Source organism: Mucilaginibacter limnophilus, assembly GCF_004005815.1.
GTDB lineage: Bacteria > Bacteroidota > Bacteroidia > Sphingobacteriales > Sphingobacteriaceae > Mucilaginibacter > Mucilaginibacter limnophilus.
The window spans coordinates 80470-105928 of sequence record NZ_SACK01000004.1; the positions used below are offsets into that span (position 1 = coordinate 80470).

Below are 25459 nucleotides of genomic sequence, written 5' to 3' on the forward strand. Positions count from 1 at the left end.
AGTTGCTTATTTTGGCAACGAATATAGGCTTTAATGCACTAATATTTCCTCGGCCTCTGTAATTTCTACATTACCCGCCGGTGAAATGTCGGTTAACTGCACTGTCCTCAATTCATTAACCAATATGGGGTCGTACTTCACTTCAACCTTCACGTAGTTACGGGTAAAGCCGTGCATCAGTCCGTCTTTTATATCGCCTTCAAACAGCACTTCGGCGGTGGTATTTAACTGAGTTTCGTAAAAAGCACGGCGTTTTTTGTCGCTTAATATATGCAGCATTTTGCTGCGTTCGGCACGGGTTGACCCTGGTACCGAGCCCGCCATTTCTGCCGCCAGTGTATTTTCACGCTCCGAATAGGTGAACACATGCAGGTATGAAATATCCAGCCCGTTAAGGAAATTGTAGGTATCAATAAAATCTTCACGTGTTTCGCCTGGAAAACCAACGATAACATCTACACCGATACAGCAATCGGGCATTACAGCTTTTATCTTAGTTACCCTGTCGGCATACAGCGCGCGCTTGTAACGGCGGCGCATCAGGCCTAATATTTTGTCTGAACCGGATTGCAGCGGAATGTGGAAGTGTGGCACAAATCTTTTCGAGGTTGCCACAAACTCAATGATCTCGTCGGTAAGTAAATTTGGTTCGATTGATGAAATACGGAACCGCTCAATGCCTTCTACCTCATCTAAGGCCTTTACAAGGTCAAAGAACCGGTCTTCCCGATTACCGTTACGGATACCGAAATCGCCAAGGTTAACACCGGTTAACACGATCTCTTTTATGCCTGAAGCAGCAATCTGCCTGGCTTGCTCAAGTACATTCGCAATGGTATCGCTGCGGCTTGCGCCACGGGCCAGCGGAATGGTACAAAAGGTGCACGAGTAATCACAACCGTCCTGCACTTTCAGGAAAGTCCGTGTACGGTCGCCAAATGAGTATGAAGGCACAAACTGGTTAACCTCATTAACCGGACTATTATATACAACTGCTTTAGGGCGTTTGGTAAGGTCGGTAATATGATCAACTATTTGAAACTTCTCTGCAGCACCAAGCACCATGTCAACACCGGGTATTTCAGCAATTTCTTTTGGCTTAAGCTGCGCGTAGCAACCCACAATAGTTACATAAGCATTAGGTGAAACCTTTAAAGCTTCCTTAACTATCTTTTTGCACTTCTTATCGGCATTCTCGGTTACCGAACAGGTGTTGATCACAAATACATCGGGGGTATCAGAAAACTCAACAGTATCGTAACCCGCCTGGTTAAACAAGCGGCCAATACCCGAAGTTTCCGAATAATTAAGCTTACAGCCAAGTGTGTAAAATGCTACTTTCCTGTTCATTTACAAGGTGCAAAGGTAGGTATTTTGGTTGAATTGTTGATTAGGTTGATGTAAGTACGGTTATTGGATCGTCAAAATTATTTTGCTGAAACAATAAATGAATACATTAGCTAAAATAATGATGTAAAAATGTCGAAAACCCATGCGCAAATATTATCTGAATTAAAAGTGATGATTAGTGATTTCTCCGGGGTTCATCAGAAAAACATAAATGAGGAATCAATGCTTGAAACAGACCTACGAATTTATGGTGATGATACAATTGATTTGCTGATAATATATTCGGAACAATATAACATCGATATGAGCGCTTTCAAGGGTGAAGAGTATATTGCCAGCGAAGGAGACACCTTGCTACCTGCAATAAAAAAGTTTTTTAACGGTGAGAAGCAAGTATCAAGAAAAGATATAAAGGTAGCGGACTTGGTTAACGGCGTTATCACCGGCGTGTTTAATCCAAGTACATTAAATGACTAATTTCCTTGGCTCAATAGACCATTCATTGCAAAAACTTCAGAGACTGCTTCGTTCCTCGCAATGACGCGTAGATGGACCTATTTCTCTCCCCACCTGTAGCTCTCGCTTTCCAACCCTATCAAATCAATAACACGGTTTACCACCGTCATGGCTACATCTTCAATAGTTTGTGGTTTGCTGTAGTACGATGGTATGGCCGGGCAGATAATTCCGCCGGCAAGGGTAACCGTTTCCATGTTGCGGATGTGGATGAGGTTGAGCGGCGTATCGCGTGCTACCAGGATCAGTTTGCGGCGCTCTTTTAGTATAACATCGGCGGCGCGGGTTGTCAGGTCGTCAGACACTCCGCTGGCTATACGCCCGAGCGTGCCCATCGAACATGGCACCACCACCATAGTATCAAACCGTGCCGAACCTGATGCGAACGGCGCGTTAAAATCATGCTTGCTATAAAATTTAAACGGGTAATGGCTATAATCCTCATTGCCCAGTTCCACGCGCCATACCTCGCGGGCATTGTCTGACATTACAATACCCACCTCTTCAACTTGTACAGACAACTGCTGTAATTTATCAAGTAAAAGCTTGGCGTAAATGGCGCCGCTTGCACCGGTAATGGCTATAACGATCTTCTTTTTCATAAATCAGCACAAGTATAACAAAAGCGGCGGGATAAAGTTGCGGGCACAAAAAAGGGTCGAATACTATGTACCCGACCCTACATCTACCTATGAAAAACATACCCTATGAGAGGGCATCACAAATGTAGTAAGATTTTTACATTTTTTTAAAAAATTTCCTAACAATTTTTTAATGAGTTTTTCGGAAATTTTTTTCTATCAATGTTTGAATAATTCCGTCAACCATACCTACGCTTGGTACGTATATATTCTTGATTCCGGCCGTTTTCATCACGGTAATATATATCTCGCAGGCAGGTATAATTACGTCGGCACGGTCATGATTCAGGCCCAGTACATTTATGCGGTCTTTAAGTGAAAAAGAGCACAAGTAACTGTACAGCGACTTTAATTTATTGAACGGCAATGGCGACTTATCTTTCAGGTCAGACAAGCGGTAAAGCTTGTTAATGTTACCGCCCGTACCAATTCCTGAAATGTCTTTGATACCGCGTGTGTTCTTACGGATAAACTCTTTCATTTCTTCCCAGGTTTCCTCTTTATCCTGATTATCCAAAATACGGATGGTTCCCAGGTTAAACGAACGAGATGCAATGAGTTCGCCTGCTGCAAACAAGGATAGTTCAGTGCTGCCACCGCCTACGTCGATGTATAAATAGTTTTTGCTTCGGTCTATTTCCTCTTCGGCGTGGCTGGCTGATATAATCTTCGCTTCCTTTTCGCCGTGAACAATTTCCAGATCGAGGTTAGAAGCTTCTTTTATTTGCTTAACCACCTCCGGGCCATTTTTGGCTTCGCGCATGGCTGATGTGGCACAGGCCATGTAATCGCTCACTTTGTAAACATCCATCAGGTTACTAAACGCCTGCATTGATTTTATAAGATCTGTTGCCTTTTTTTCGGAAATATGCTGGTGCAAAAACGCATCGTCGCCAAGGCGCAGCGGCACGCGTATAAGGGTCACTTTTTTAAATGAAACCGAGTGATGGTTTTCAACAATTTCGGCTATCAGCATTCTAACTGCATTCGAGCCTATGTCTATTGCGGCGTATCTCACAATGTATTAATTTTTATTTTTCAGGTAATTGTAAATCTCTATTTGCGCGCGATGCGGTACATCGCTTTTTGTTTTATGGTATTTGTTGGTGTTGCTTGCCGTTATTTCGCGCGATTTGGTGTTGTCAGCCAATTGTATATCAATCATATCGCGTATCTCTTCTTTCAACGCTTCATCATACACCGGGAAGCCAACTTCTACCCTGTTATCAATATTACGTGTCATAAAGTCGGCCGAGGTAAGGTATACCAGTTCATCCCCGCCATTGCAAAAGATATGCACCCGCGCGTGCTCAAGGTATTTATCAACAATACTTATCACGTTAATATTTTCACTGTACCCCTTTAAGCCGGGTATCAAACAGCACATCCCACGTACAATCAGTTGTATTTTAACACCCGAGTTGCTGGCCTGATACAGTTTGGCTATCATTTGCTCGTCGGCAAGGCTGTTCATTTTTAATATCATGTAAGCCTGCTTGCCTGCCTTTGCGTTTTTGATTTCATTATCGATAAGCTTATAAATAGCCGGACGTGAGTCAACAGGTGATACAATTAAATTTTTTAAGCCTTTTGGTAAAGTGTTTTTTATCAAAGCCTTAAATACCAATGCTAAATCACCGGTAATCTTTTTGTTTGCCGTAAACAAGGTATGATCGGCGTATATCTGGGCTGTTTTTTCGTTGAAGTTTCCGGTTGACAGGCATGCATAGCGCACCAATTTTCCTTTTTCGGCACGCGTTACCAAACATATTTTTGAGTGTACTTTGTATCCGGGGATGCCATATAGCACTTTTACGCCTTCTTCTTCAAGCCTGTTGCTCCAGTGGATATTATTTTGCTCGTCAAAACGCGCCCTTAACTCAACCAAACAATTTACTTTTTTGCCATTTTTAGCGGCATTTATCAACGCGTGTACCACCCTTGAATTTTCGGCCAAACGATACACGGCTATGCTTATCTCCCTAACTTTTGGGTCGATAGCCGCTTCGCGTAAAAAGTGGATAATATAATCGAACGACTGGTATGGCGTGCTTACCAAATAATCCTTCTTTGCTATTACTCCCATCAGGCTTCGGCCAAATGAAAGGTCAGAAACCGGTAGCTGCGGATAACGTGCGTATTCCAGCTCCGGCCTTCCGGCGTTCGGGAACTTTATAAAATCTTTAAAGTTATGGTAACGGCTGCCCGGTATAAGGCTTTCGCCCTGCAGGTTCATCCTGTTTACCAGGTGCTGAAGCATTTCAACAGGCATATCGCTGTCGTACAACAAACGCATGGGCTTACCTTTATGACGCTTTTGCAGGCTCTTTGATAACGCGTCGACAAATTTTTCGCTCACCTCTTTGTCCAGGTCAAGTTCGGCATCACGTGTTAACTGTATCGAGTATGCCTCTATAGTGTCATGATCAAAGATAAAGAAGATATCCTCAAGGTTATACCTGATGATATCATCAAGCAGGATGATAAATTTGAGCCTATTTGTTTCCGGTAGCTCTAAAAACCTTGGCAGATTATCAGGGAATTCAATCAGCGCATAACGTGCTTTTTTGTTTTTTGTGAGCTTTACAAAAAAGTAAATCACACGGTCTTTTAGTTCGGGTACCGCATTACCGTCATCAAGCATTATAGGCACCAGCGTGGCCAGTAACTTTTCGCGGAAGTAATTTTTAACGAAAGTACCGCGGGCTACGTTAAGCTGCTTTTCATCAAGGATAAAGATCTTTTCTTCGGCAAGCTGTTTAACAATGATGTTTTCGTACAGGTTATTAAACTTACGTTCCTGCTTTACTACCTGATTTTTTATCTGGTTAAGTATCTTTTTAGGATTGTAGCCTAATATCTGTTTCGATTTTTGGTTAAGATTGGTAAGGCGGTTAAGCGTAGCTACCCTTACACGGTAAAACTCATCAAGGTTTGATGAAAATATAGCGAGAAACCTTATACGGTCAATTAACGGAACAGTAGGATCTGCTGCCTCCTGCAATACACGGTCGTTAAAATACAACCAGCTTATCTCCCTGTTGATTAACGGTATATCTTTGGTATCCATATATAAAACATGCGGCCTTGCAGCCGCAAGCACAAATGTGCCTATTTATTTGTTAAGTTAATATTAACTCATTGTTTACATCAAAAAGGTATATATTACTACAATAATTATTTTGTAGTAGTTTTGACAAAATTTAAACTTCTGCACTATGCCATCATTTGATATTGTAAGCAAGATAGACGGCCAGACACTGGATAACGCCATCAACAACGCTAAAAAAGAAATATTGAACCGTTACGATTTCAACGACTCGAAAAGCACGGTTGAATTAGATAAAAAAACCAATGAGATAACCATTGTTACTGAAAACGATATGCGCCTTAAGGCCATAACCGACTCTATTATAAGCCGCATGATGAAACAAGGGCTTGATGCCAAGGCGCTTGATTTTGGCAAAGAGCACTACGCCGCCGGAAACATGATACGTAAAGAGATCACCGTTAAAGAGGGCATTGATAAAGAAGCCGCCAAGAAGATAGTAAAAGCCATAAAAGACAGCGGGCTTAAAGTGCAGGCCTCAATTATGGACGATCAGGTGCGTGTGCAGGCCAAAAAGATTGATGATTTACAGGCAGTGATTGCCTTATGCCGCCAGGGCGACTTTGGGCAACCACTGCAGTATATCAACATGCGGAACTGAGGTTCCGCATTGATTTATTGTTCGCCACGCTTAAGCCCGTACTTTTCAATTTTGCTGTACAGGTGACTGCGTTGGATATCAATATCATCGGCTGTTTTTGATACATTCCAGTTGTTTTTTTCCAGTTTGAACTTGATGTACTCGCGCTCAGCGTAATCCTTATACTCCTGGAAGTTTTTAAACTGGTTGTAATCCGTTTGTGTTGATGTTGTAGCGGCAGGAGTTGCAGTTGTAGCTGGTCCTGATGGATTAGCAAAAGCCCGTACGTCATTATCGGTAATGATCTTATCACTCATAATAATCAGCCTTTCAACCATATTGCGCAGCTCACGGATGTTACCTGTCCACGGCAGCGCCTTCAACGCGTCGATAGCGGCTTCTGAAATTCGTTTAGGCGGCATACCGTATTCGCCGCATATCTCTTCCAAAAAGCTTTGTGTAAGCAGGCCGATATCTTCTTTACGCTCGATAAGCGGTGGCACGTGTATCAGGATAACGCTAAGGCGGTGATATAAGTCCATACGGAAATTACCGGCATCAATTTCTTTCAGCAAGTCTTTATTCGTTGCCGCTATAACGCGCACATCAACGTCTATTTCTTTTTCACCGCCCACACGTGTGATCTTATTTTCCTGGAGCGCACGCAATACCTTAGCTTGTGCCGAAAGGCTCATATCCCCTATCTCGTCAAGAAACAAAGTACCGCCGTTTGCCGATTCAAATTTACCAATGCGTTGTTTTATAGCCGAGGTGAACGATCCCTTTTCGTGACCGAACAACTCGCTTTCAATCAATTCACTTGGTATAGCGGCGCAGTTAACCTCGATAATAGGCGCATTGGCGCGGTTTGATTTTTCGTGCAGCCAGCGTGCAACAAGCTCCTTACCGCTACCATTGGCGCCGGTAACCAGCACACGTGCGTCGGTAGGGCCTACACGCTCAATGGTTTCTTTTATTTTGCCTATCGCCTGTGATTCACCCAGTATAGGCCGAACCTTTGAAACTTTACGTTTAAGGGTTTTGGCTTCAACAACCAGGCTACCACGGTCTAACGCGTTGCGTACGGTGATAAGCAAGCGGTTCAGGTCAGGTGGTTTGGAAATAAAGTCGAACGCCCCTTTTTTGCTGGCCTCAACAGCGGTTTCAACAGTACCGTGGCCGGAAATCATAATAAACGGCAGATCAGGTTTAATAACTAATCCCTCCTGCAGTACTTCCATGCCGTCCATGCGGTTCATTTTGATGTCGCACAGTACCAGGTCGTAATCGTTATTCTGTATCATCTCCAGCCCGTCAACGCCGTTGTCAACGTCTTCAACCTGATAATCTTCGTATTCCAAAATCTCACGCAATGTGCTGCGGATCGCCCGCTCGTCGTCGATAATTAAAATTTTAGCCATTTGTAGTGGTATTCAATAACTGTGATTGCTTGAGTAAAAACTTAACTAAATATAATGTGTATTATATGTATACAAAAGTAAACACTTATAGTTTTACAAAATAATAAAAAACCCCTTTCATAATTGAAAGGGGCATTATGGCAGCAAAGCTGTAAGCCGGGTTCTGTATCCGCCATGCGGCGGTTTCTATCATTTATCTGGGCTGCAAATTGCTCTGCAGCTCAAGCAACCTACCCATCCCGTTGACAGCCTTGCGGCCATCTGAAGCGGGCCGCTTCATGCACGGGACCTATTTGGTTTTTCAACTCCTGAGGTTTACCGCGATTCCGGTCACCCGGAAAAGCCGTGAGCTCTTACCTCGCGTTTTCACCCTTACCCACAACGGGCGGTATATTTTCTGTGGCACTTTCTGTCGCCATGCCATGGCGCCTTCCCGTTAGGAAGCAGGATGCCCTATGTTGCCCGGACTTTCCTCTCTCCGCTTGCGCAGACAGCGATAGAACATTTTGCAGGTGTAAAGATAGAGATTTAGTTATAAGTCCGGAAGTTAGAAAAGTCGGAAATGTCCGAAAGTTAGGAAGATTAAAAGGAGTTAGAGCACAGATAATTTGAATTGTATGAAGTGTCTTTCGGACTTTTTCGACTTTCCGACTCATAGCTACTTACACTCCTTTAAATCCTTCTGTACTTGATTTAAATTTATAAGGCCGGTTTTGTTACCAAAAGAATTGCCCACATACGTCAGCACCTTTGCAATTTCAATTGGAGACAAGCCCGAAGGCGGCATACTGCCTTCATAAAACTTCCCGGATACATTGATGATGCCGTTGGCGCCGTTTTGCACAAAGCAAGCCAGTTTATGCCTGTTCTTACTGATATAATTGGTATCGGTAAGCGGTGGTATAAGCGCCGACAATCCCTCACCGTTCTTACCATGACAATTTTGACAATGCGTTTGATATAACAGCATGCCGCCTGCATAATGGCGTTTAAACTCAATGTCCTCACTGCTCTGGCATGATAGTATAAAGCAGCCCATTGCCGTTAACAAAAATGCTATAGCAGCAAGCTTTTTCATTTAGCCGTCTCCGCCGGTTCAGCTTTTAAGGTTTTGATATCCTCAATAAGCTGCTTAACCTGCTCTTCGTTGGTACCATCATAGCTGCCGCGGATACGTTTTTGTTTATCAATCAGTATGAAGTAGCCATCGTGAATAAACTTTTCTTTTTCGTCTTCTTTTGGCGTGGTGACCAAAAAGCTTTTTGAAAGGTCATACGTAGCCATTTTATCACCCTGCAGCAGCCACCAGCTATTCCCGCTTATGCCCAGGCCATCGGCATATTTTTTTAGCACAGCTACACTGTCGTGCTTTGGGTCGATACTGAAAGAAATAATGTTGATGTCTTTTTCATCCTTGAAAGCGTTGTACACATTCAGCATGTTGCGGTGCATAATGGGGCAAATACTTGGGCAGCTGGTAAAAAAGAAATCGGCTACGTATATTTTACCATTTAGGCTTTTATCGGTTATGCTATCGCCAAATTGGTTTATAAACTTAAACGCAGGTATGGTGTGGTAAACAGTGTCAGTAACCTGCTGGCTGTTCAGTGCTTTAGTAACGGGTTCGCGCTCGCCGTATATAGGCAATGTTTTGCCGGTATGATTCGATGTGCATGCCGCTATCATCAACACCGGTAAAAGTAATCCTGTAAGTTTCTTCATTTATTTATGGGTTGAAATGAACCTTCCTGATTCGCTTACAGCTTTTTTAGTAAGCGTATCCACTTTTTGTATTTCTTGTTTTTGCTGTTGCAGATATTTCATCGCTTCGTCATGCGGTTTACCCGAGTAATCCGGGTCAAACTGATGCATCCACTCGCCCATGGCATCATCGGCAGTGGTAAGATTTCTATCTAAAATCTCAGCCGAATCTTTAAGAGTGGGATTTTTAGCCAGGCTGTCGAGCTTCTTCTTGTTTTCCATCAGGGTGCTTTCATAACCCATCAGGTCGTCGTGTATAGCCATCACTTCAGTAAACAGTTGCTTTTCTTGTTGTTCTTCGTTTTTACTGTCTTTACAACCTGATGAAATGATCGCGGTAGCGGCAAATAAAATAAGTGTTTTCTTCATATCGGTGTTAAGTTATCGTTGTCCTCGTACCCAAAAAATATAGTCGGTGAGTGGCAGTTCTTCAATACCGGCAAGCTTTAAGTGCTGACCAATTTGTGCGCGATGGTGCGTACCATGATTTATTACATGGGTAAGTATTTCAGTTACGGTATTATCAAAAGCTGCGCCTTGTGAAGTTTTATAAACAATACGCTGTGTAAAATCGGCTTTTGCTAAGAAAGCTGCCCACGCTAACGGATTGTTTTTCATATAAGGCGACAATTCTTCAACCTGCCAATCAGGCCAAACAGGAACTGTATACGCATTTGCAAGCCCATTGCAGCGGTTTAACCATACCTGTTGCGCGCCAAGTATATGTGCCATTAGTTTTACCGGTTTTTCAGGACTACCTGCCTTAATTATCAGCTCGAGCATTAACTCGTTGCAATGGCGGTCGTAATCAAAAAGGGGTAAAAAGTATTCTTTCATATTGCCTGAGTGGATTGCGCTCCAAAGGTAAATAACGTAGCGCTTTGTTTTATAACTATCCTGAATACGGTCTTTGCTTTTTAACAATTAAATAACATTAACAGCACCATAGCTTGATATACGGCCTGTAACTTTACTTACATCAACTCCACCATATGAAACTGCTCAACATTTTTTCGAAGCTTTTTACCGGCATAAAAGAATGGATGCTGCTTAAAAGCATACCCTCATCATTTATACATTAAGTATTTATCAAAAAGCGTTTTTTAAATAGAATTTTATTGTCCATTTTGGGCTTTACTATCGGCTCAATTTAATGGCGACTACTGCTTCTCAATCTACACTAAACAGAAAACTTTTTGGGGATGATTTTGCCTGGGGCGTATCTACCGCCGCTTTCCAGACAGAAGGCTCGTGCGACGTTGATGGCAAGGGCGAATCTATCTGGGATAATTTTACCGCACGAAAAGGAAAGATACTAAACGGCGACAAGGCTACTACGGCCTGCGATTTCTATGTCTCCTACAAAAAGGATATTGATCTTGTTAAAGAGCTTAATATACCGAACTTCCGTTTCTCTATTGCGTGGACACGCATACTGCCAAGCGGCACGGGTGAGGTTAATCAAAAAGGTATTGAGCACTATAACCATATTATTGATTATTGTATTTCTCAAGGCGTAGAACCATGGATCACATTATACCATTGGGATTTGCCGCAGGCGCTGGAAGTAAAAGGCGGATGGACTAATCGTGAAATTGTTGATTGGTTTAGTGAATATGTAAAAATATGCGCCAATGCTTTTGGCGACCGTGTAAAACACTGGATGGTGATGAACGAGCCTGCGGTGTTTACCGGTGCTGGATATTTCTTCGGCATACATGCGCCCGGACGCAGCGGGATAAAAAACTTCTTACCGGCTGTTCATCATGCTGTACTTTGCATTGCAGCCGGTGGTCGGACACTACGCGCGCTTTGCCCGCAGGCACAAATAGGAACTACCTTTTCATGTTCTCATATCGAACCATATTCGCAAACACCCAGAAACATAGCGGCAGCTAAACGTGCCGATGCTTTAATAAACCGCTTGTTTATTGAACCGGTATTGGGCATGGGCTATCCGTATGCTGATCTGCCTGTTTTGAAATCATTAAAGAAATATTTTTATCCGGGAGATGAGGATAAAATGGCTTTTGATTTTGATTTTATTGGTCTGCAGAATTACACCCGAGAGATAGTAAAATATTCATTTTTTACACCCTACATTGGCGCCCGGCTGGTTAAGGCTGAAAACCGGAACGTACCACTTACAGATATGCGTTGGGAGGTGTATCCAAAAGCGATATACGAGGTATTGAAAAAATACGACCAGTATCCGGAGATAAAAAAGCTTTTAATTACTGAGAATGGCGCAGCGTTTCCGGACAAGGTTGAAAATAATGAGGTAAATGACGTAAAGCGCATTGACTACTTACAAAAACACCTGCAACAGGTGCTAAAAGCAAAGCAGGAAGGGTGCAAGGTACAGGGATATTTTATTTGGACGCTGACGGATAACTTTGAATGGGCCGAAGGTTATCACCCAAGGTTCGGGTTGATCTATGTAGATTTCGGCACCCAGCAGCGGATCATAAAATCATCCGGCCGCTGGTATGCCAATTTCTTAAAAAATAGTTAATAGCGCAGTGATGCCGCGATGATGCTTTCTTTGGGCATCTTCTCCCTATCAAGCACATGCACATCTCCACCGTTGGCCATCACCTTTACAGCCGCACTGTTTATCAGGCAATCATCACCATCCTGTTTTTCAGGATGTATCTCCAAGGCGTTATCCGCTTCGTTAAACCTACCCCAAATATGCTCGTCGCGGCATACAAACAAGTCGGCAACACGTGCATAATGACTTGCAGGTATCACCGTTTCCGGCATCGACGAGGTTAACGGACCGGCTATCTGGTTGTAATAGTTTTCAAGCGCCTTGTTTACGTTCTGTTTAAAGTAAGGCTTTAGCAGTTCGCAAGCCTGCTGATGCAGTGTGCGTTCGCTTTCATGATCAGAATTACCAATGATACCTTCTTCCCAAACATGATTGTATTTGGTAATGCCTTTGTAAATTGGTATTTGATATTCAACCGCTGCAAGTATTAAAGGCGCGGTTTTATCATGTAACACCTCGGCAAACAAGGTGCGGTCAACTTCCTGAAAATATAAAGCTATGGTTTGTTTATTATCAGCCTGACCTTCAACGTGTCCATGATAACTGCCTCCACCTTCCCTGCCGGCACTGCTGCCGCGTCTGAAAAGCCGCTGATCATCTTTATCTTCGAAATGAACTACGTCATCAACGCCATAAGGCAAACCTTCAACTTCAAGTTCTTTCAGCTGATATTTGTCACCTTCGTAAAAGCGCGCGTTATCTTTACTCAATACCAGTAAATAGAACGGACACGGTTTACTTACAGCCTGCAATAGTGGTGTAACATAAAACGCGCTGTTAATTATAGTCTCCTCTTTTACTGTGTAAGGTAGCACGACTGTTTTAAACGTTTTTTCAGATATAAATACTGCCAGTCCTTCACCAAGATTATTCCAGAATTTTTCTTCTTTTAATAAGGCAAAGCCTTGCTTCAGTAATGCATCAATCTTTACAGGATCAGTACCTCTTTCCTCAAGTACATTTTTTACCTGTTGAAGTCCATTTTTAAATAATATCAGATCATGCCCTTCATTTACTTCCATTCCCGACTGATGGGTAGGTACATAAACCGATATGCAGGGATCACTATGCTCGTTTGCCAGTTCAGTTATTTCTTCTCTTGTTATCAGTTCCATAGGTATGCATTTTATTGATCGTTGTCCTCGTCCTCCTGGTTCTTGTTCACATTGCGGTTGGGGTGCCTTACGTGCACGTTGGCCGACAATTCATCAGTACCGTCTTCGGTATATTTTTCAGCTATCACCTTTTCTGTTTCCGGATCAACAGCTGCAAATGCATCTTTTAAGTGGTGGGTTTCATTTTCGCTACCCGATGGTTTTCCTTTTGGTGCAATGTATGCCCCGTTTTTATCTTTTCCCATATAGAAAAATAGTTATTCAAATCAATAAATTATTAACTATTGAATAACATTGCGTTTCTACGGAAGGTTTACACGTTTTACAAGGAAATTACTAACAAGCAGATTTTCAGCTTAATGAAATCAAGCTGCTTGCTTTTGAAGCTTCACAAAGAAGGTAGTACCATCATGCTCATTGCTTTCAAACCATATCTTGCCGTCGTGCTTATCAATTATCTGTTTACAGATTGATAAACCAAGGCCAAATGATTTTTCGCCGGCGGTGCCCGGGCGTTTGGCATCAGTAAACATATTGAACACTTCGCTCTTCAGATGATCTGGTATGCCAATACCGTGGTCGTTAACAGCAATCTTCACCTCGTCATCTTCTTCGGTTACTTTAACATGTATGATAGCGCCATACGGACTGAACTTGGTAGCGTTACTAATGAGGTTACTGATAACACGCCATATTTTTTCGCGACTGATGTACAGTTCACGCGGTTCTTTCAACAACTCCATGGTGATCTGCTGATCCTTTTCTGCCGCTTTAAAACGCAGCAACTCTACGCTATTGCTAAGCAAAGAGTTTATATCAACCATTTCCTTTTTAAAGTTGGCGTTATAGCTATTTGTGGCTTCAAGTATCTCGTTAATCAGTTCAAGCGAGTTGTATGAGGTATCTTTAATTAAAACAAGCAATACTTTTTGCTCGTCGTTAAAATCGTCATCATCAATCAGCGATGTAGTAAGCGAAGCAATACCACCCAGCGGATTACGCAGGTCGTGCGCTACGGCACGCAATATCCTGTCCTTTTCCCGGCTGCTGATGTTCAGCTCGGCAAGCGCATTCTCCAAAATCGCATTTTGTTGGTTGATTTGCTGATTCAGCTTATTTACCAGTATCACCTCGTTACGTGACCGTTTCCAGTTGCGAAATATCAGCGAGATAATAACAATAAGCATTAGCGTAATCAATACCGCAGCAATAAGGTATATCTTTTGCAGTTTATTGTTATTACGCAGGGTATCAATTTTATGCTGATTTTCGTAATTGGCCACCTGTTGGGTAACATCGCTTTCCCTTAAACCGGTCAGGCGCTTGTTTATCGTATCTTTTTGCTCATCATAGGCCAATAAATACTCCGCTGCCTTTTTGTAATCTTTATCTTTAAGAAAATAGCTTGCCATCAAACGGTTCCACTCGGCCTCGGCCTGGTCGTTCTTTAGTGTATCAAACTGTTTCTTCATCAGCTCAAGCAGGCTTTTTAACGAATCGCGCTGATTAAGATCGAGGTATAATTTACCTAGTTTTATTTCGGTAAGTTGTGCGTCGCGATAGTCGGCGTCCTTTTGCAGGTTTATAGCGATGCTCTTTTTAAGCAGTGTGGCTGCTTTATGATATTGCCCTCGTTTGGTGAGCACCTCAGCCATATTGCCGTAAACAACACCACGTGCCATTTCTACATTAAAAGCTTTTTCGGGGTATTTGTAACCATGTTCATCCAAATAGCTTAATGTCTTATCGAAATAATGCAGCGCACTGTCTAATTGGCCGTTATTCTTATAACATAAACCAATATTATCCAGTATTTCCTGCCTGCGGAAGAAAGGTACAAACCCATCAGTGCCGGCAAGGTTTTGCGCATAACTTTCTTTAAAATAACCTGCAGCTAGGTTATAATGCTCCTGCTTGTACATAATCATGGCCATGCGGTAGGTAAAATCACCAAGAGCCTCGTTATTAACATAGTTTTTACCTACCAGATAGCCCTGGTAAAAACACTGGTATGCATCGCTGAAACGGTTCATATCGAAAAAAGCGTCGCCGCGGGCAAAATTCGCCTCGGCGAAATTAGCGGCGTACTGCTTTTCGTTAACGCTTTTTTTAGCATATAACAGCATGCTATCGGCAAATGCAAGCCCTTTTTCATGATCGCCTTTAACCTTGTTATAAATCACGAAGTTAATACCATAATACCTAAACTTATCATTAATAGTAGGCCGTGGTAAAGTAGCGAAAGCAGAGTCAAGGTAAACCAACCCGTAATCAATTTGATTATGCTCAAAATACCAGCTGGCTTGTTTTAATATGGGCTTGAATTCTTCGGAGTCTTGCCCGTTATCAATAGGGTGTCTTTTCTGGCAGGAGGATAAAGCAATGGGCAATACGCAGCATAGCCATACAAAGCGGCAATGCAGCATTGAAAGTAACCAATTGGGGGAAAAGTTATTCAATGATGGATTAACTTACAGATAACAAGGCAAATATAATATATAAAGCCGAATTTAGCCTTCCGATTAAAAAAATTAATTTATTATTTAAATGCATCAATACCTGTAACGTCCATACCGGTTATCAGCAAATGTATGTCATGTGTGCCCTCATATGTTATCACCGATTCAAGGTTCATCATATGGCGCATAATAGGATAGTCGCCTGTAATACCCATACCGCCAAGTATTTGCCTTGCCTCGCGCGCTATGTTCAATGCTGTTTCAACACTGTTTCGTTTAGCCATTGATATTTGTGCAGGAGTTGCCCTGTTCTCGTTTTTAAGCGTTGCAAGACGCCATACCAGTAGCTGACCTTTGGTTATTTCGGTTATCATTTCGGCAAGTTTTTTTTGCTGAAGCTGGAAACCGGCAATTGGCTTGTCAAACTGTACCCGCTCTTTTGCATACCTGAGAGCGGCATCGTAGCAATCCATAGCCGCACCCAAAGCACCCCAGGCAATACCGTAACGTGCCTGATTAAGGCAGCCAAGCGGCCCTTTTATGCCCGATACATTCGGCAGCAGGTTCTCTTTAGGCACCTTTACATTATCAAACACCAGCTCACCTGTAGCCGATGCACGTAACGACCATTTACCGTGTGTTTCAGGCGTAGTAAAGCCTTCCATGCCTCGCTCAACTATTAATCCATGTATTTTACCCTGTTCATCCTTAGCCCACACAATAGCTATATCAGCAAACGGGGCGTTTGATATCCACATTTTTGCGCCGTTTAACAGGTAATTGTCGCCGGCATCTTTAAAATTAGTTACCATGCCGCCCGGGTTCGAGCCATGATCAGGTTCTGTAAGACCGAAGCAGCCTATCAGTTCACCGGCAGCCAGCTTAGGCAGGTACTTTTTCTTTTGCTCCTCGCTGCCATAAGCATATATCGGGTACATTACCAGCGAACCTTGTACAGAAGCCGTTGACCGTATGCCCGAGTCTCCTCTTTCAATCTCCTGCATCATGATGCCGTAAGCCATGTAATCAAGTCCAGCGCCTCCATATTCCTCTGGAATGGTTGGCCCGAAAGCACCCAACTCTGCCAAACCTTTTAATAAGTGTTTTGGAAATTCGGCTCGCTGCGCGTAATCTTCAATTATCGGGCTAACCTCTTTTTTAACCCATTCACGCACCGTTTGGCGTATCAGCTTATGTTCATCGGTAAGCAGTTCATCAATAAGATAATAATCGGGCGATTCAAAAAGGTCAGTCTTAGCCATAAGGAAATATAGTTGGTTCACTCAAATGTAAGTAAAGCGCGGCAATTGCAAATTTATTTATGTTGATTACTTTTGAGCATGATGACGACTGTTTCGTTAAAGGGCGCTGAGTTTTTTGCACAGCACGGTTATTATCCTGAAGAGCAGGTACTTGGTACTACTTTTATTGTTGAAGTAGATGTTACTTTTGATGCCGGTGATGAAAGCTCAAGTGATGAACTCGACAAGACTGTCAATTACGAATACATTTATCATCTCTGCTGCGAGGAAATGAAAAAGCCACGCAAACTGCTTGAAACTGTAGCTAATACTATCATTCAACAGATACAACAACGTTATTCTTTTGCAGAGGAGATTATTGTAACTATCAAAAAGAAACACCCGCCATTTAAAGGCAAAGTAGATCACAGCGCGGTTACTATGCGTTATATTAAGCCATGAACTACAACAAGATCACCGGTGAAATACTTGATGCTATAAAAGTAATAGTCGGCGAGGCTTATGTGATAACCGGCCAAAGCGATATGGAAACATATGCTCATGACGAAACAGAGCATTTTGTTTTTTATCCTGAAGTTGTGGTTAAACCGGGCTCGCCGGAAGAGATAGCACAACTGTTAAAACTTTGCAACCAGCATTTAATACCGGTTACTCCTCGCGGCGGCGGCACCGGCCTGAGCGGCGGCGCACTCCCTGTTGCAGGCGGAGTATTGTTAAGTACCGAAAGGCTTAACCGCATTATTGATATCGACGAAGCCAACCTGCAGGCCACAGTTGAAAGCGGCGTTATAACCCAAGTTTTAATGGATACCGTTGCTGAGAAAGGCCTGTATTACCCTGTCGATCCGTCAAGCAAGGGCAGCAGCTTTATAGGTGGTAACATAGCACACGGCAGTGGCGGACCGAGAGTTGTTAAGTATGGTACCATCCGTGAGTATATACTCAATTTAGAAGTAGTATTGCCATCAGGCGATATTATCTGGACTACCGCCAATACACTCAAATTTTCGTCGGGATATAATTTAACGCAACTGCTTATCGGTTCTGAAGGCACATTGGGTATTGTTACTAAAGCGGTGGTTAAACTACTGCCCTATCCTATTCATAGCGTGCTTATGTGGGCTTCATTCCCGGATAGCGCAAATGCCTGCGCTGCAGTATCAGCCATATTCAGGGCAGGCGTTACGCCATCAGCGCTCGAGTTTATGGAGCGCCAGGTTGTTGAATGGGTGATCAATTACAGTTCGCTAAATTTCAGTCTACCCGAAACTGCCGAGGCTTTCTTGCTGATAGAGGTTGATGGCCGCGACATGGACACTATTCTAAAAGATTGCGAAATTATAAACAGGGTATTAGAAAATTTCGGCTGCCGCGATGTTTTGTTTGCTGATACTTCCGCCCAGAAAGACGAACTATGGCGTATCCGCCGGCATACTAACCCTGCTATAAAAGCTACAGCAACTAATTACAAAAAAGAAGACACTGTTGTGCCGCGTGCATATCTGCCCCAACTATTAAAAGGTATAAAAGAGATTGGTTCACATTATGGCTTTGAATCGCTTTGCTTTGGCCATGCCGGCGATGGTAACATGCATGTGAATATCATCCAGGCAAACATGAGCGATTACGATTGGGAGCACAAACTAAATGAAGCTATTGTAGAAATATTTGAGCTTACTGTTAAGTTAGGTGGCACTATTTCAGGCGAACATGGCATTGGCCTGGTGCAAAAGGAATATATGCCGGTAAAATTCCAACCCGCTCATTTTGCTTTGTGGAAAGGCATCAAACAGGCTTTTGACCCAAATGGGATTTTGAATCCGGGGAAGATATTTTAGATGTGCAGATATGCGGATGCGTGACTTTGTGCAGATGTAAAGCACAACATTGTTGTCATGCTGAGGAACGAAGCATCTATCGGCGAATAGATTCTTCACTACGTTTCAGAATGACAAATCAATCCGCACTGCATATTTTTAAATCGAACGATCAATTCGTATTCAATATCAACGGTGGCTCGTCATACTCTATCATACGCTGGCGCTCGGTGCGTGGTATAGGTGTCGACTTATTGGCCGGGTAATCATAGCTAATGCAAACCGTTTTACCGGTGGTGCAAATCTCTTCGCCATTTTCGGTATGTTTTACCAGCACATGCATTACATCAAAACTGCTGTTACCAATGCGTGTAGTGCGCACATAGCATGAAATTTTATCGTTAAGCGTAAGTGGTTTCAGATAATTGATCTCTGAGCGGCCAAGTATTACTCCGGTTTTGTTCCAATCCCAACCAATAGCTTCGGTCCAGTAGCTGGTTCGGGCAATTTCAAAATAAGTAAGATATACCGCGTTGTTTACGTGTCCGTAAGCATCAAGGTCGGAAAAGCGGATGGGGATATCGGTTTTGTATCGGTATAATGATAATTTTTCAGCCATTTGATGTCAAAAAGTCATTCAGCAAATAAAAAACAAGACAAAAAGTCTTCAATATACATTCAAAAGCGTATTGGTATAGCAGTTGAATATACATCAACGAAGTTAAAATAAAAAAAATTACTAATACTTAGGAGGATATAAAAATGACTTTGGTTAAATTTAACAACAAGAATCGCTCAGTTAACCCATTCTTTAGCGATGTTTTCGATTCATTCTTAAACGATTCTTTCGTTGCCGACAGGCTTGCAACCCGCGTACCTGCGGTGAACATTGCTGAAACCGAAAACGAGTTCAACATTGAACTTGCCGCTCCGGGCCTTAAAAAAGAAGATTTTAAGATCAATCTTGACAAAAACGTATTAAGCATTTCTGCTGAAAAGAAGGCTGAAAACGTTGAAGAAGGCAAAAAATACAGCAAGAAAGAATACAGCTACAATTCATTTGTACGCTCATTCACTTTACCTGAAAGCGCCGATCAAAATAACATCGAAGCTGAATATGTTGACGGCATTTTGAAACTGAACGTAGCTAAAAAAGAAGAAGCTAAAATTCAATCGCGTGAAATCGCTATAAAGTAATTTCGGCGAAAGAATAAAAATTTGTTTTCATAATTAAGTTGGTTTGATTAAGGCCGCTCCGATAATCGGGGCGGCCTTTTTTATCACCCCCTTTGGAATCGGATAATAAAAAAAGCGCCATATTTTACTATGACGCTTTATTTACGGGCGGCATGCACCCGCATTTTAATCTCATCGAGTATCTTTCCTACCCCGTTGGTTTTTATCTCAAAAACCGTTGAAAGCATCATACCTAATTTGCCGGGTGGAAAACCACCTTTGCCGTGCATCCATTCAAGATAATACACCGGCAAATCGCAAATTAATATGCCTTTATGTTTACCGAAAGGCATTTTAGTTGTAACTGCGTCAATAAGTACCTGCGGGTTGGGTATCGCTTCTTCCACCCGGCAAATATAGCAGGTATTTGTTACCGGCGACTGATAACAGCCCTGGTAATAAAAAATACGCTTATGGCCGCTGTTACAGCAACAGCCGCGGCTTTCAATTTAATGTTAGTAGATTCAGTATATGAGGGTACGTATTTTACTCCTTCCTCATCAGCAAACGCCGCGCGTTTAACATAACGGCCCTGGCTTGGCACTGCAAGCTCACGAAAATGGTTAGCCAGATAGTTCAGCTGAGTTTGCAGTTCTTTACCACGCATTACATAACCATGCCCGGTTGCAGCAATACGCGGTTGCAAGGCAGCCAGTTTTTTTACAGATCTTTCGGCTGCATGCCAGTCGGTTGTACCATATTTTGGCGGGCCCGATAGTTTTTTAATGAAGTTAAGCACATGTATGGCAGATTCGGCTTTGGTAGTAGTGAATGCGTCACCGGCAATAAGGGTAGTGTTAAGCGGCAGGAACAATGAAATATGCCCCGGCGTATGGCCCGGCGTGTGAATTACTTTCCATTCAGGTAATTCAGGAATACCTTCATATTTGTCTATCGGCCTCACCCGGTCGCCCAGATCTTTTGGCTTCATTGGGTACGCCCATGACATTAATGACATCAAGCCGCCGCCTGCAGCCGGATCCGTTGGCGGGTAAGATGATTTTCCGGTAAGATATGGCAGCTCTAACGGGTGTGCATAAACATTCACATCCCAATAAGTTAACAATTCTTCCAATGCGCCAACATGGTCAAAGTGCCCGTGAGTAAGCACAATAGCGGCAGGTTTTGTGCCAGGGCCAAACAGCGATTCGGCCATAGCGATGATCTTTTTTGCCGACCCACGTAAACCGGCGTCAACCAGTACCCAGCCTTTCCCCGCTCCACGGCGATTGGCAATCATATAAATATTTACAAAAGTTATTTTCATTCCCCACACGCCCTGGGAAACCTGGAAATAATTTGGTTTGCTCTTCATAATTCAGTAGTTATATGTATTTCAACAACACACTTTTACTATTAGTTTTAACAAATTATTAATACGTGAAGTACTTGAGCGTTCAAGAATGCAACAAGAATATTGCTTTGTATTGATGTGTCCGGTGAAACAGAACGCTATACAGGATGTTGTTTTACAGATAATATTTAAACATTATGGCAGAATTATTTGACGCTACGTTAACCGGATCAGACAGCACGATTGACGGTACCGTACAATTAAACAACGTTGATGGCTTTGGCCCGGCTTATGAATTTACATCGATAGATAACACCTTGCACTTGATTATAGCTAAAGACGCAGAAGGTAATTGGATGCGGGTAGCCGGCACCGAGCCTTATTTTACAGGCTGGGTTGATGAACTGGCTGAACAAATTACCATTGCGAATCAACAACAATTTTAATATGGAAAAAAGAGAAATAGGCCGGTCGGGCATTCAAATCAGTCCGTTCGCTTTCGGCGGCAATGTTTTTGGTTGGACAGCCGACGAAAAACGCTCATTTGAACTGCTTGATGCCTTTGTTGATTCGGGCTTTGAATTGATAGATACAGCCGACGTATATTCACGCTGGGTGTCGGGCAACTCAGGTGGTGAATCAGAAACCATTATTGGTAACTGGTTAAAAAAATCCGGAAAGCGCGACCAGGTAATTATCGCAACAAAAGTGGGTAAGCCTATGGGAGACAAACGCGGATTATCGCGCAAGTATATCCTTGAGGCTGTTGATGCATCATTAAAACGTTTGCAAACTGATTATATCGACCTGTATCAGGCACACGAAGATGATAAAAACACACCGCTTGAAGAACCGCTTGAAACTTTTACCGAGCTAATCAAACAAGGAAAGGTTCGCGCTATAGGCGCATCAAACTACAGCGCGGCACGCCTGCAGGCAGCTTTACAAGTAAGCGAGCAGAATAACTTTGCCCGGTATGAATGCCTTCAGCCTGAGTATAATCTTTACGACCGCGCGGGGTATGAAAGTGAGCTTGAGCCGGTTTGCCTTGAACATAATCTTGGCGTTATTACTTTTTATTCATTAGCCAGCGGCTTTTTAACAGGTAAATACCGCTCAGCTGCCGACCTAAACAAAAGCAAGCGCGGAGGAGGCATACAAAAGTATCTTGATGAGCGTGGTTTTAACATATTAAAGGCATTGGATACTGTTGCCTCAAGGCACAATGTTGACCCGGCGACTATTGCCATCGCCTGGGTGATTGCAAGGCCCGGCATTACTGCTCCTATTGCCAGCGCTACCAGTATTGAGCAGTTACAACAAATTACAAAAGCTGCTGAAATTATTTTGAATAATGATGATATTGCCTTACTTAATGAGGCAAGCAACTACTAAATTGAAAAACTTCATGAATCCGGCCATTGTAAAAAAACTGCGTATAGCCACTACAGCTGTATGCATTGCTTTTTCGGCTACTGCCATAGCGCAGCAAAGCACTACCCCACCGGTAAAGGTACCCGAGGGTTTCAATATACAAGTGATTGCTGAAGGGATAGGGTCTGCAAGGCATCTTTCGGTTACCCCACAAGGTGATATTTTTGTTAAGCTGAACAAGACAAAAAACAATAAAGGTGTACTGGTATTACACGAGGCAAACGGAAAAGCAACCGTCACGTTATCATTCGGCAACTATCCGGGTACGGGGCTGTATGTTAAAAACGGCTATCTGTACACCTCGTCGAACAGCTCGGTTTACCGGTATAAGCTGAACAGCAAGAACCAGGTGATCAATCCGGCAAAAACTGAAGTTATTGTTACCGGTTTGATAGAAAGGCGCCAGCACGAATCAAAATCAATAGTGATTGATAATGCGGGTAACCTGTATGTAAACATCGGCGCGTACTCCAATTCGTGCCAGCAGCAGGATCGTCAGAAAGGCTCAATGGGTAAAGAAGGTTGCCCTATACTTGATTCGGCAGGTGGTATATGGCAATTTAAAGCTGATAAGCTTAACCAGAAGTATGCCGACGGCGTGCGTTATGCAACAGGTTTGCGCAATGTGGTTGGGTTAGACTGGAACCAGCAACTTAACCAGCTTTTTGTGATGCAACATGGCCGCGACCAACTGAGCTTCCTGTTTCCTGAACTGTATAATGACAAGCAATCAGCTGAACTGCCTGCCGAGTGTTTATATGCATTAAAACAAGGCGATAATGCAGGCTGGCCATATATTTATTATGATCCCCAGCAAAAGAAAAAGATTATTGCACCGGAATATGGCGGTGATGGTAAAAAAGAAGGTGACAGCAAATACATTGACCCGGTTGCCGCTTTCCCTGCGCACCTTGCACCCGATGGCTTGTTGTTTTATACAGGCAACCAGTTTCCTGAGCGATATAAAAACGGAGCTTTTATAGCTTTCCACGGTTCATGGAACCGCGCGCCCGAGCCTCAAAAGGGATACTTTGTGGTGTTTCAGCCATTTAAAGATGGTAAGCCTGATGGTGACTGGGAGATTTTTGCAGATGGTTTTGGCGGCACACCTGATGATGTTGCACAGGGCAATGCCAAACGCCGTCCGTGCGGATTGGCGCAAGGGCCTGATGGTTCATTATATGTAACTTCTGACGATACTGATGGCGCTATATATAAGATCACGTATAAAAAACCATGAGAATAAATACACTGCTTTGGCTTACTGTATTGCCGGTACTCTTTTCCGCATGTTCAAAAGATGCCAAGCATGAAAAACCGAAACCTGTAACGCCCGACGAAAACGCCGGATATGAGCTTAACGAACAATCGTTAACCACGCTCGGCTATACAAAAATTTTTGAGGAAGATTTTTCAGCCGGGCTTGATAAGTGGGATATTTGGGAAGGCGGTGCTTACAATAACGAACTGCAACACTATCAAAGCGGTAATCTGGTGGTTGATAACGGGAAACTTTTCATCACCGCTAAAAGAGAAACGGTAACAGGCAATACGCTGCCCGGATCGGCTGATAATAAAACGTTTACTTATACTTCGGGGCGTATCGAGTCAAAAGAATCGTTTACTCATACATCATCAACGCAAAAAATCAGGGTGAGCGCACGTATAAAACTGCCGCTTGGTGCAGGCATGTGGCCTGCATTCTGGATATATGGTGACAACTGGCCAACCAACGGGGAGATTGATATACTTGAATCACTTGGCCGGTCAAACGAGTATCTCACTAATTACTTTTATGGCCGTAACCCGGGCGTAGCGCAAACTGACGGAAGCGCTACAGTTACAACGGTTACTTCGGGAACCGACCTTACCACGCAATATCATGTGTACGAATTGATTTGGGCGGAAAACACACTAACTTACCTGCTTGACGGTAAGATTGTTGAAACCAAATCGGCAACAGGTAAAGGCGGCGCTTACATTCCGTTTATGTTCGGCAAGCAGCAACGCATTACACTCAATTTAGCCGTAGGCGGTGATATTTTCGGTCCGGACTTTGACAACAGCACCATACAAACATCAACCATGTATGTGGATTGGGTAAAAGTATTTACAGCTGAGTAGAAGAAATAAAAAGGCTTAAGAATAATCTTAAGCCTTTTTGCTATTCTGCAAGCTGATAATTATAAATAACCTTTTGCTGAATTTTCATTTTAATACGTTCGATACTGTTTTCAATGTTCTCCTGTTCCTTTGTATCAGTAACAGCAATAAGAGCGGCATTATAATCAGCCAAAGCCTTATCAAAACGCTTGTTCTTTTCAAAAAATAAACCTGAAAGTTTATATACCGAAGCAGCATCAACACCCGAAGTATTTAAAGCCTGATGCTTGATACGGTTAAGCAGGTTTTCCATATTTAAAAAAACCACGAGGTGCAGATAATGATAATAAACATCAGGAAAACCCGGTTCCAGCTCTGCACAGGTTTTAAAGTGAAACCCTGCTGTTTGATAATCCTTTATGTTATAATAGTATATTTTGCCTAACTGGAAATGAGCCCGCGAGTATAACGGATCATTACTAATGATCTCGTTAAATAAACGCAACGCTTTTGGCGTTTCGCCATATGCCAACTCATCAACAGCTTGCAGATATTTTTCTTCAATTGTAAAATAAGTGTCCATAAAAATTGTGTTCGCTTTAATAACAAAGCCGGTAAAAAATAATAATACTTATTAGTGTTGACGCGGGAGGCCTATAATGGCGAAGCGAAGAGTATTGACAATACACACCACCCCCGCTGCGTGCCCATGGGCCGCATAGCGTATTTATTGGTATGTATATTACGAAGTAGCATTGTTATATTTTTTGCAAGATTACGGATAATTGGCTGCAAAAACAAAATATA

27 protein-coding genes and 1 other RNA gene are annotated in these 25459 nt (G+C 42.8%); 10 read left to right on the forward strand and 18 right to left on the reverse strand.

Going from position 1 to position 25459, the window contains the following annotated elements; all coding sequences use genetic code 11:
• Positions 1-30 precede the first annotated feature (30 nt).
• Positions 31-1350 carry a tRNA (N(6)-L-threonylcarbamoyladenosine(37)-C(2))-methylthiotransferase MtaB gene (gene mtaB, locus EOD41_RS11300; RefSeq protein WP_127704924.1) on the reverse strand — a complete coding sequence of 440 codons (1320 nt, stop codon included), beginning with the start codon at positions 1348-1350 and terminating at the stop codon, positions 31-33.
• Between the two features lie 129 nt (positions 1351-1479).
• Between mtaB and EOD41_RS11305 the strand changes: the two genes are divergently transcribed.
• Positions 1480-1827 (forward strand): DUF1493 family protein, encoded by a 348-nt coding sequence (locus EOD41_RS11305; RefSeq protein WP_127704925.1) that lies wholly within the window; start codon positions 1480-1482, stop codon positions 1825-1827.
• 77 nt (positions 1828-1904) lie between these two features.
• Here the strand turns inward: EOD41_RS11305 and EOD41_RS11310 are convergent, their stop codons facing one another.
• From EOD41_RS11310 to ppk1, 3 genes are all read right to left on the reverse strand, one after another.
• A complete protein-coding gene (locus tag EOD41_RS11310) occupies positions 1905-2468 on the reverse strand; it encodes a UbiX family flavin prenyltransferase (protein WP_127704926.1) in 564 nt (187 codons plus the stop codon).
• A gap of 169 nt (positions 2469-2637) precedes the next feature.
• On the reverse strand, positions 2638-3525 hold the full coding sequence (locus tag EOD41_RS11315; protein ID WP_127704927.1) for a Ppx/GppA phosphatase family protein: 888 nt from the start codon (positions 3523-3525) through the stop codon (positions 2638-2640).
• A 6-nt stretch (positions 3526-3531) separates the two neighbouring features.
• Entirely contained in the window at positions 3532-5577 is a 2046-nt protein-coding gene (ppk1, locus tag EOD41_RS11320; RefSeq protein WP_127704928.1) for a polyphosphate kinase 1, read from the reverse strand.
• 148 nt (positions 5578-5725) lie between these two features.
• On the opposite strand from ppk1, the gene EOD41_RS11325 reads away from it, so the two are divergent.
• Positions 5726-6217 carry a YajQ family cyclic di-GMP-binding protein gene (locus EOD41_RS11325; protein ID WP_127704929.1) on the forward strand — a complete coding sequence of 164 codons (492 nt, stop codon included), beginning with the start codon at positions 5726-5728 and terminating at the stop codon, positions 6215-6217.
• A 14-nt stretch (positions 6218-6231) separates the two neighbouring features.
• Here EOD41_RS11325 and EOD41_RS11330 read toward each other — a convergent pair whose 3' ends face one another.
• The 6 genes from EOD41_RS11330 to EOD41_RS11355 all read right to left on the reverse strand — a co-directional run bounded on the left by EOD41_RS11330 (position 6232) and on the right by EOD41_RS11355 (position 10302).
• A complete protein-coding gene (locus EOD41_RS11330; RefSeq protein WP_127704930.1) occupies positions 6232-7617 on the reverse strand; it encodes a sigma-54-dependent transcriptional regulator in 1386 nt (461 codons plus the stop codon).
• Between the two features lie 136 nt (positions 7618-7753).
• An RNA gene (gene rnpB, locus EOD41_RS11335) (RNase P RNA component class A) lies at positions 7754-8130 on the reverse strand.
• A gap of 145 nt (positions 8131-8275) precedes the next feature.
• The gene (locus EOD41_RS11340; protein ID WP_127704931.1) at positions 8276-8695 is read right to left on the reverse strand and encodes a c-type cytochrome; all 420 of its coding nucleotides are present in this window, start codon (positions 8693-8695) and stop codon (positions 8276-8278) included.
• Complete coding sequence (locus EOD41_RS11345) at positions 8692-9339, reverse strand: SCO family protein (RefSeq protein WP_127704932.1); 648 nt, start codon at positions 9337-9339, stop codon at positions 8692-8694. The genes EOD41_RS11340 and EOD41_RS11345 overlap by 4 nt, the downstream gene beginning before the upstream one ends.
• Positions 9340-9747 carry a hypothetical protein gene (locus EOD41_RS11350; protein WP_127704933.1) on the reverse strand — a complete coding sequence of 136 codons (408 nt, stop codon included), beginning with the start codon at positions 9745-9747 and terminating at the stop codon, positions 9340-9342. It lies immediately after the preceding gene.
• Positions 9748-9759: 12 nt separating this feature from the next.
• A complete protein-coding gene (locus EOD41_RS11355; RefSeq protein WP_127704934.1) occupies positions 9760-10302 on the reverse strand; it encodes a DinB family protein in 543 nt (180 codons plus the stop codon).
• Between the two features lie 229 nt (positions 10303-10531).
• Between EOD41_RS11355 and EOD41_RS11360 the strand changes: the two genes are divergently transcribed.
• Complete coding sequence (locus EOD41_RS11360; protein ID WP_127704935.1) at positions 10532-11893, forward strand: GH1 family beta-glucosidase; 1362 nt, start codon at positions 10532-10534, stop codon at positions 11891-11893.
• Here EOD41_RS11360 and EOD41_RS11365 read toward each other — a convergent pair.
• The 4 genes from EOD41_RS11365 to EOD41_RS11380 all read right to left on the reverse strand — a co-directional run bounded on the left by EOD41_RS11365 (position 11890) and on the right by EOD41_RS11380 (position 16768).
• Positions 11890-13047, reverse strand: a complete 1158-nt coding sequence (locus EOD41_RS11365; RefSeq protein WP_127704936.1) for a baeRF7 domain-containing protein — start codon at positions 13045-13047, stop codon at positions 11890-11892. The two genes, EOD41_RS11360 and EOD41_RS11365, sit on opposite strands and share 4 nt — an antisense overlap.
• Positions 13048-13058: 11 nt before the next feature.
• Entirely contained in the window at positions 13059-13292 is a 234-nt protein-coding gene (locus EOD41_RS11370; protein ID WP_127704937.1) for a hypothetical protein, read from the reverse strand.
• Positions 13293-13412: 120 nt separating this feature from the next.
• Positions 13413-15473 (reverse strand): tetratricopeptide repeat-containing sensor histidine kinase, encoded by a 2061-nt coding sequence (locus EOD41_RS11375; RefSeq protein WP_127704938.1) that lies wholly within the window; start codon positions 15471-15473, stop codon positions 13413-13415.
• A gap of 113 nt (positions 15474-15586) precedes the next feature.
• A complete protein-coding gene (locus EOD41_RS11380; protein WP_127704939.1) occupies positions 15587-16768 on the reverse strand; it encodes an acyl-CoA dehydrogenase family protein in 1182 nt (393 codons plus the stop codon).
• A gap of 78 nt (positions 16769-16846) precedes the next feature.
• Between EOD41_RS11380 and folB the strand changes: the two genes are divergently transcribed.
• Positions 16847-17209, forward strand: a complete 363-nt coding sequence (gene folB / locus EOD41_RS11385; RefSeq protein WP_127704940.1) for a dihydroneopterin aldolase — start codon at positions 16847-16849, stop codon at positions 17207-17209.
• On the forward strand, positions 17206-18606 hold the full coding sequence (locus EOD41_RS11390) for an FAD-binding oxidoreductase (protein WP_127704941.1): 1401 nt from the start codon (positions 17206-17208) through the stop codon (positions 18604-18606). The genes folB and EOD41_RS11390 overlap by 4 nt, the downstream gene beginning before the upstream one ends.
• Positions 18607-18757: 151 nt before the next feature.
• Here EOD41_RS11390 and EOD41_RS11395 read toward each other — a convergent pair whose 3' ends face one another.
• Positions 18758-19204, reverse strand: a complete 447-nt coding sequence (locus EOD41_RS11395) for an acyl-CoA thioesterase (protein WP_127704942.1) — start codon at positions 19202-19204, stop codon at positions 18758-18760.
• 143 nt (positions 19205-19347) lie between these two features.
• Here EOD41_RS11395 and EOD41_RS11400 point away from each other — a divergent pair, with 143 nt between their 5' ends.
• Entirely contained in the window at positions 19348-19782 is a 435-nt protein-coding gene (locus EOD41_RS11400) for an Hsp20/alpha crystallin family protein (RefSeq protein ID WP_127704943.1), read from the forward strand.
• Between the two features lie 137 nt (positions 19783-19919).
• Here the strand turns inward: EOD41_RS11400 and EOD41_RS11405 are convergent, their stop codons facing one another.
• Complete coding sequence (locus EOD41_RS11405; protein WP_240663359.1) at positions 19920-20168, reverse strand: DUF3820 family protein; 249 nt, start codon at positions 20166-20168, stop codon at positions 19920-19922.
• A gap of 23 nt (positions 20169-20191) precedes the next feature.
• Entirely contained in the window at positions 20192-21136 is a 945-nt protein-coding gene (locus EOD41_RS11410) for an MBL fold metallo-hydrolase (RefSeq protein ID WP_127704945.1), read from the reverse strand.
• A 176-nt stretch (positions 21137-21312) separates the two neighbouring features.
• On the opposite strand from EOD41_RS11410, the gene EOD41_RS11415 reads away from it, so the two are divergent.
• From EOD41_RS11415 to EOD41_RS11430, 4 genes are read left to right on the forward strand one after another with little or no spacing between them, the layout of a single operon-like run.
• Positions 21313-21561 carry a hypothetical protein gene (locus EOD41_RS11415; protein ID WP_127704946.1) on the forward strand — a complete coding sequence of 83 codons (249 nt, stop codon included), beginning with the start codon at positions 21313-21315 and terminating at the stop codon, positions 21559-21561.
• 1 nt (position 21562) lies between these two features.
• Entirely contained in the window at positions 21563-22510 is a 948-nt protein-coding gene (locus EOD41_RS11420; RefSeq protein WP_127704947.1) for an aldo/keto reductase, read from the forward strand.
• Positions 22491-23789 (forward strand): PQQ-dependent sugar dehydrogenase, encoded by a 1299-nt coding sequence (locus tag EOD41_RS11425; RefSeq protein WP_240663361.1) that lies wholly within the window; start codon positions 22491-22493, stop codon positions 23787-23789. The genes EOD41_RS11420 and EOD41_RS11425 overlap by 20 nt, the downstream gene beginning before the upstream one ends.
• Positions 23786-24673: a glycoside hydrolase family 16 protein gene (locus EOD41_RS11430; protein ID WP_127704948.1), complete on the forward strand. Its 888-nt coding sequence runs from the start codon at positions 23786-23788 to the stop codon at positions 24671-24673. Before EOD41_RS11425 ends, EOD41_RS11430 begins: the two co-directional genes overlap by 4 nt.
• Positions 24674-24713: 40 nt before the next feature.
• Here EOD41_RS11430 and EOD41_RS11435 read toward each other — a convergent pair whose 3' ends face one another.
• The gene (locus tag EOD41_RS11435) at positions 24714-25235 is read right to left on the reverse strand and encodes a hypothetical protein (protein WP_127704949.1); all 522 of its coding nucleotides are present in this window, start codon (positions 25233-25235) and stop codon (positions 24714-24716) included.
• Positions 25236-25459: the final 224 nt, after the last annotated feature.